9 protein-coding genes and 1 pseudogene are annotated in these 6,734 nt (G+C 66.0%); all 10 read left to right on the top strand.

Annotated features, from left to right (window positions below):
* A partial coding sequence (locus tag ACK42S_RS14190) for a hypothetical protein (protein WP_409708805.1) occupies window positions 1-770 on the top strand: 770 nt, incomplete at its 5' end.
* A gap of 28 nt (window positions 771-798) precedes the next feature.
* Window positions 799-1,437 (top strand): hypothetical protein, encoded by a 639-nt coding sequence (locus ACK42S_RS14185; RefSeq protein WP_409708802.1) that lies wholly within the window; start codon window positions 799-801, stop codon window positions 1,435-1,437.
* A 99-nt stretch (window positions 1,438-1,536) separates the two neighbouring features.
* Window positions 1,537-3,561 carry an AAA family ATPase gene (locus tag ACK42S_RS14180; RefSeq protein WP_409708799.1) on the top strand — a complete coding sequence of 675 codons (2,025 nt, stop codon included), beginning with the start codon at window positions 1,537-1,539 and terminating at the stop codon, window positions 3,559-3,561.
* Between the two features lie 193 nt (window positions 3,562-3,754).
* Entirely contained in the window at window positions 3,755-4,297 is a 543-nt protein-coding gene (locus ACK42S_RS14175) for a hypothetical protein (protein ID WP_409708796.1), read from the top strand.
* Window positions 4,298-4,485: 188 nt separating this feature from the next.
* Window positions 4,486-4,956 (top strand): crossover junction endodeoxyribonuclease RuvC, encoded by a 471-nt coding sequence (locus ACK42S_RS14170; RefSeq protein ID WP_409708808.1) that lies wholly within the window; start codon window positions 4,486-4,488, stop codon window positions 4,954-4,956.
* The gene (locus tag ACK42S_RS14165; protein ID WP_409708793.1) at window positions 4,953-5,207 is read left to right on the top strand and encodes a DUF6378 domain-containing protein; all 255 of its coding nucleotides are present in this window, start codon (window positions 4,953-4,955) and stop codon (window positions 5,205-5,207) included. The genes ACK42S_RS14170 and ACK42S_RS14165 overlap by 4 nt, the downstream gene beginning before the upstream one ends.
* Window positions 5,207-5,395, top strand: coding sequence for a hypothetical protein (locus tag ACK42S_RS14160; RefSeq protein WP_409708790.1), 189 nt, complete (start codon window positions 5,207-5,209; stop codon window positions 5,393-5,395). The genes ACK42S_RS14165 and ACK42S_RS14160 overlap by 1 nt, the downstream gene beginning before the upstream one ends.
* Entirely contained in the window at window positions 5,379-5,975 is a 597-nt protein-coding gene (locus ACK42S_RS14155; protein ID WP_409708787.1) for a hypothetical protein, read from the top strand. The genes ACK42S_RS14160 and ACK42S_RS14155 overlap by 17 nt, the downstream gene beginning before the upstream one ends.
* 124 nt (window positions 5,976-6,099) lie before the next feature.
* Window positions 6,100-6,366 (top strand): HNH endonuclease, encoded by a 267-nt coding sequence (locus ACK42S_RS14150; RefSeq protein ID WP_409708784.1) that lies wholly within the window; start codon window positions 6,100-6,102, stop codon window positions 6,364-6,366.
* A gap of 186 nt (window positions 6,367-6,552) precedes the next feature.
* Window positions 6,553-6,734, top strand: a pseudogene (locus ACK42S_RS14145) (hypothetical protein); the annotation flags it as partial.

The following is a 6,734-nucleotide window of genomic DNA, read 5'->3' as shown; positions in this document are numbered from 1 at the left end:
ACCTCTCGGCCTCCTCGATTAACCTGTTCGTGGCCCAGCCCGCGATGTGGGCAATGCAGAAGCTGATGGGGCGCAAGTCCATGGTCGGACCCGCCGCCCACCGCGGCACGGCCATCGAGGCCGGCGTCGAGATGGGACTGTTCGATCCTGCCGTGCCGGTCGAGGCCTGCCAGGAAGCGGCCATTGCCCGGTTCAACCAGCTGACGGCCCTGTCTGCCGACCCGGCGGTCGAGAAGGAGCGCGCCAACATCGCCCCGGCCGTCGCCATCGCGCTCGCTGAACTGCGGCAATATGGCGTCCCCGCCGCTGCGGACGAGACACGGCAGCACCGGATCGAGGTCCAGCTGCCCGGCGTGCCGGTGCCGTTCATCGGCTGGCTCGACTTCTGGTTTCCCGAGCACGGGATCATCGTTGATCTCAAGACCCAGGCGCGCCTGTCCTCGAAGATCTCCGATCCCCATGCCCGCCAAGGCGCGATCTACCATGCGGCCCACGGCAATGCCGAGATCCGCTTCGCCTATGTCACGCCCCAGAAGATGGGTGTCTACCGGCTTGAGGACCCGCGCACGCATCTCGATCGCGTCGTGAACATTGCGCAGTCGATCGAGCGGTTCCTGTCGCTGTCGGACGATGGCGCAGCGCTGACCCGGTCGCTCTCCCCCGACTTCGACAGCTTTTACTGGAACGACCCCGCTGCCCGCCGGGCGGCTGATGAGATTTGGGGTTCAGCCCCCGAAGGCAATGCCGCCTGCCTCAACGCGGCGCACTGAGCAAAGAGGAAACAGGATCATGGGTTTCATGACTGTCTCCCCCTCTGGTGGGGAGTTCAAGGTCTACGTCGGCTACAACGCCAAGGCCGGCCGCTGGTACACCAAGCGTGACGGCAAGGACGAGCCGATGTTCGAGGTCACCGACCTCACGGCCGTGTTCGACATGACCAGTCTTAAGACCGGCTGGTTCAAGTTCAACGCGAATGTGGCGCCGGAAAAGGTCATCGACCCGTCCTTCAGCGAATCCGCGCCGAACCCCGGTCAGGACTTCAAGCGCGGCTTCCAGCTCGACCTCTATTCCGAGAAGAACCTGCTGGGCCTGCGCGAGTTCACCTCGACCGCCAGCATCGTGATCGAGGCGATGAACAAGCTGTATGATCTGTGGGTGGCGGCGCCCGAGACGGCGACCGGCCAGCTTCCCGTCGTGCGCTGTGTCGGCGTCATCCCGGTCAGCAACAAGCACAGCACCAACTACCAGCCGCAGTTCGAGATCATCGGCTGGACGGATCGTCCTGCCGCTCTTGGCGACGGCAACCAGCAGGCGGTAGCTGCTCCGGTCACTCCGGCTCCTCCGCCCGCTGCACCTGCACCTGCTGCCCACATGCCGCCGCCGGTGGCACCTGCGCCTGCAGGGGCCCCCGCGCCCGCAGGGGCACCGCTGTTCTGACCGTGCGAATGCCGGGCTGCTGCGGTGGCCCGGCTTCCACTGCTCATACCCGAATTATCCCACGTCTTATCCACATCCCGGAAAGTGAGATTGGCCGCGATGGCGCGTCGCATCGAAACAGGCGGCATCGATATCGAGGCCATCAAGGACCAGTTCCCGCTGGCCGAGACGGTCAGCCAGCATGTCGCCCTGAAGCGCCGCGGCCACCAGCTCGTGGGCCTCTGCCCCTTTCATGAAGAGCGCACGCCGTCGTTTACCGTCTACCCGCAGGACCAGAGGTATCACTGCTACGGCTGTGGAGCGCATGGCGACATCTTCGATTTCCTGCAGCACCAGGCCGGCCTCGACATCCGCCAGGCTGCCGAGCACCTGACAGGCGGGACCTTCCCGGTCATGTCGGCCGACCGCGTCGCCGAGCTCAAGGCCCGCCAGGCGCGGTTCGAGGCTGAGCAGGCAGCGCGGCGCGATGCGGCCATGCGCCAGGCACGCGAACGCTGGATTGCCGCTGATCCCACCTACACCAGCCATCCCTATCTTGCGGCCAAGGGCATCGGCCCAAACGGCACGCGGCTCGATGGCGCGCACATTCTCGTCCCGCTTCAAGGTCCGGACGGCAAGATACAGTCGCTGCAGACGATCGGCGCCGACGGGCACAAGCTGTTCTGCTCGGATCTTCCGACCGCGGGCGGGCTGTTCATCATCGGCCCGAGGCTCTCCGATGCCAAGGGTCCGGTCCTCGTCTGCGAAGGCTTTGCCACCGGCGCCACGCTTCACGAGGCAACCGGCCACACCGTCGTGGTGGCCTTCAACGCCGGTAATCTCGTCAAGGTCGCTGAGCGCCTCGCTGCGACCCATCCCGGCGCCTCCTGGATCGTTGCCGGTGACGATGACCGGGGCAAGGCGAAGAACGTCGGCCGCGAAGCCGCGATCGCCGCTGCCCGCATCCTGGGCTGCCCGGCACTGTTCCCCACGTTCCCGGCCGCAAGCGTCGGCACCGATTTCAACGACATGGCCGCGACCTCCGGCATTGACGCAGTCCGAGCTATCTTCGAGGTGGGCCCGGAAACCAGCCCGGACGTGTTCGAGACCCTCAGTCTCGACGAGATCGACACCATGCCGCCGCCCAGCTGGCGGATCGACGGGCTGGTCCCGGCAAACGGCCTGGTCCTGCTCTACGGCCGCCCTGGCGAGCACAAGACCTTCATCGCCCTCGATATGGTCCTGCGGGTTGCCTACGGCCTCGACTGGCACGGCAAGCCCACGAAGCAGACCGGCGTCCTCTACATCGCCGGCGAAGGCAAATTCGGCATCGGCCAGCGCATCAAAGGCTGGCGCCGGGAACATGGTCTCACAGGCGTTGATGCACCGTTCCGGCTGCTCCCGGTCGCCGTGCACATGCTCGACCCGGCCAGCCTCGAGAAGCTGAAGCGGACGATCGACCAGGTCCGGGCGGCGGTGGATTTCGAGATCGGCCTGGTTGTAATCGACACCGTGTCGCGCTCGATCCCCGGTGAAGACGAGAACAGCCAGGAAGCCATGTCGATGTTCATCGACGGGTGCGCGGCCATCCAGCAGCACTGCAACGGCACCGTGATCGGCATCCACCACGCGGGCAAGGATCTCGACCGCGGCATGCGCGGCTCGACCGTGTTGCTGGGCGGCTGCGACACCTCGATCCGGGTCGCCAAGGACGAGGCCACCACGGTCCTCTCGGTCGAGAAGCAGAAGGACGGCGAAGAGCTCGACGACCTGCATTTCACCATGAAGGTGGTTGACCTCACCAGTGGCCTTGGCGCCGAGCAGTCGACGCTGGTGCCGGTGCTCGGGGCCGGGGCAACGCCGGTCGAGGAAAAACGCCTCAGCTGGCACCAGATCCGCGAGATTTTCCAGGCGATCGACGAGGCCTGGCGCGCTGGCTCACCGTGGTCGGCATTCCCCCATGCCCGGCGCAAGGGCCGGTTCGCGGTTGACCTCATCTCCGACCAGTACGGCGTCTCCAAGCGCGAGGCCGAGACCTCGATCACCAAGTGGCAGCAGCATGGCTACCTCGTCACCGAGGCCGGAAAGTTCCACGGCAAGGCCACTGGCTTGCGGGTCGTAAAGTACCTGGAGCCCGACAGATGAGCCCCAAAATCACGTTGTCGGAAGCCGTCGGAAGCACGGTTTTGCGTCAGTCGGAAGCCAGTCGGAAGGCGGCGGAAGCCCTGTCGGAAGCCGTCGGAACGCGCAGTCGCTTCCCCCCCATACCCCCTAAGGGCTTCCGACAACGCCCAAGCGCGTCGTCAGCCTCAATTCTCAACAGCGAAAGGAGGGGCGCATGAAAGGCGCGCCACCGACCCGGCATGGTCAGATCAGCGACATGCAGGTCATCATCAACTGCGTCGACCAACGCGGTCGTGAAATGGACGAACGCTGGGGCATCGGGCGCTTGCCCATGCTGGTGCCGATCGAGTGGGCTGAACGGTTCCACGCCCAGCACAAGCTGTTCAACGCCGCGGTGTGGGAGTTCAATCTCAAGCTCGTCCGCCAGCACGGCGAGGCGATGCTGCGGGCCTACGACAAGCTCGACCAGCTGGCCCGCGAGGCGAAGGGCGGACCGCTGCCGGTCGACCAGTGGGAGTTCGAGACGGAGCAAGGTCTCGTGATCCTGGTGCGCGACCTGCGCGATACCGGCCGGGCCCAGCGTCATGGCCGCCAGGCACAGGTCTGGGCGCTCGACGAGATCGCCAACGTCATCCGCTGCCACCCGATCCTGGCCGCAGCCAAGGATGCGTTCCCCGGTGCGCAGGTGGTCAGCGTCCGTCCCAGCCGCACCACGCTCGAGCAGCTCGACGATGAGCTCTCGGACATCCCGTTTTGATGGAGGCGCCGGTGTCCTGAAACCCATCCCCCCAAGACCGGACGACGGCGGTCCGTACCGCCAAGCACAAAACCGCCGCCGTCCGCACCACGATCCATCCCTTTTGACGGAGAATCATCATGGATATCCTGACTCTGCCTGCGCCAGTGCGCAGCGCAACCCCGCCGGCCCCTGTGCGGCCGACAATCATGCGAGGAGCGATGTTGGCCCTCGACCTCGGAACCAGCACCGGCTGGGCGCTGCAGACGGGCGACGACTTCATCTCGAGCGGCACAATGTCGTTCAAGCACACCCGCTTCGATGGCGGCGGGATGCGGTTCCTGCGTTTCCGCCGCTGGCTCGAACAGCTCGACATTGATGCCGGCCCGATCGAGGCCATCCACTTTGAGGAAGTGCGCCGTCACATCGGCACCGACGCAGGCCATGTCTACGGCGGCCTGCTGGCCGTGCTGACCGCATGGTGCGAGGAACACCTGGTCGCCTACCAGGGCGTCCTCGTTGGCACGATCAAGCGGTTCATTGCGGGCAAGGGCAATGCCGACAAGGCCGCCGTCATCGACGCGGTGCGGCTGCGCGGCTTTGCCCCGGTCGATGACAACGAGGCCGATGCGATCGCCATACTGCTCTGGGCAATTGCGACCCGTGGAGGTGTGCGATGACCAGCTGGTCCATTCTCGGCCACACCGCCAAGGTGCTGGAAGAACGCCGCGACGATTACGGGGATCCGGCCGAACAGTTCCGGGCAATTGCCGATCGCTGGACGATCACGCTCGGGACACCGGTGACACCGGCCCAGGTCGCGCTGTGCATGATCGACCTCAAGCTCACCCGGCTCACCTACGATCCGCGCCATGCCGACAGCGTCGTCGATGTCATCGGCTATGCCGCCCTGCTGCGGGAGATTGGCTGATGACCATGATCTCGAAAATCTACGGCCATGCCCGGCAGCGCGACGGCGAAGAACTGAAGCGCGATGGCTGGAAGGCCGGGATCCTGGCCGTGTCGGTCAGCGATCACCGCCTGAGCCATTCGGAGCGCGAGGCGATCCGGGCGATCGGCGAACGGCTCTATGGAGGCGCCCATGGCCCGCGGCCGTAAGCGCAAGGCTGGCCGGCGCCACCCTTCCGGCAAGTTGGTCCAGCCCGGGGCCGCCGAGACCCAGCGCGAAGCCATGGCCACGGTGCTGGAAGCCCGGCAGCGCCATTATGGGGTTACGGCGCGCCAGGCCCGTGACGAACGCCTGGGCACGGCGCTGGGACGGCTGGCGTTTGGGCAAGTCATCACCGCTGAGCAATACGCGGCGGGCCAGAAGTACGGGGAAGTCTATCACCGGCACCACGCGGTCCTGGGTTGGCCCATGCCGTTCCCGGCATCGGTCACGGCCCTTCTGGCAAGCGACGGGGTGCTCGGCGGTGATGGTGCGCCTCCCAGCCGCGAGCTCGTCGAGAAGGTTCGGCGGCACTATGGTGCCGTGCTCGACGTATTCGACCAGTGCGATCGGGAGCGAGTGGATGCACCGGGAAAGGCCCCGAGCGTGCTGGCGTATCGCCTGGTCTGTCTCGACGAGGATGCGGGAGGCTGGCCGCAGGCTGATCTGACAAACCTCGCGCTCGTGCTGGACGCACTGGCGGACCTGTTCGGCATCGCGCGGGACACGCACCGCAAAGTGCTGACATGATGGCGAAAAGTGGCCGTTTTCCTTGTTTTTCTGGACGGTCTTGGGCATTCTTCCGAAATAGAGGATTGGGAACTGCGCCCGGAGCTCACCAGCTTCCGGGCGTTGTTTTTTCGGGGGCCTGCTCATGGCCGAACGACTGCGTGGACGCAGGGCCGTCGCCCAGCGGTTGCAGCGCTTGCAGGCCGAACCGCTCTGCCGGGACTGCGCTGCCAGGGGCATTGTTCGCGAGGCCACCGTCCCCGACCACATCGTGCCGCTCGCCAAAGGTGGCAGCGATGACGACAGCAACATCCGCTGCCTGTGCGCCGACTGCCACCAGGCCCGCACGGCCGAGCAGTTCGGGCTGCGCAGGACGGTCGGCACCGGCCCCGATGGCTGGCCGATCGGCTGATTCCTCCGGGGGGAGGTCGAAAGTCTGGGGCCTTGGGAGGGGAAACCGCGCCTGGCCCAAACTTTTCACGCCCGCGAGTTAGCGACCGGGGGTGAAGTCCGGAAAAGTGACGCAAAACCGTCTATTTGACTGGATAGTGCCCGCGAACAGAGCGTTAGTCGTCTCCGCCAACCACGGAGACCTGCAATGACCAACTCGACCCTGCCGACCTGCAACGAAGCCTGGGGGTTCTACGGCTCGACCGCCGGGTTCACGGATGCGGACGCGGCGTGGGCCATCGCCTTTCCGGCGGTTGCCAAGGCCACTGGCGCCACCGCCGAAGGGGTTCGAGACTTTCTCGACAGCCGCCACGGCCGCCACTTCGCCGA

It is taken from the genome of Caldimonas sp. (genome assembly GCF_046289365.1).
Taxonomy (GTDB): Bacteria; Pseudomonadota; Gammaproteobacteria; order Burkholderiales; family Burkholderiaceae_C; genus Caldimonas.
This window is presented reverse-complemented; position numbering and strand designations above follow the sequence as displayed.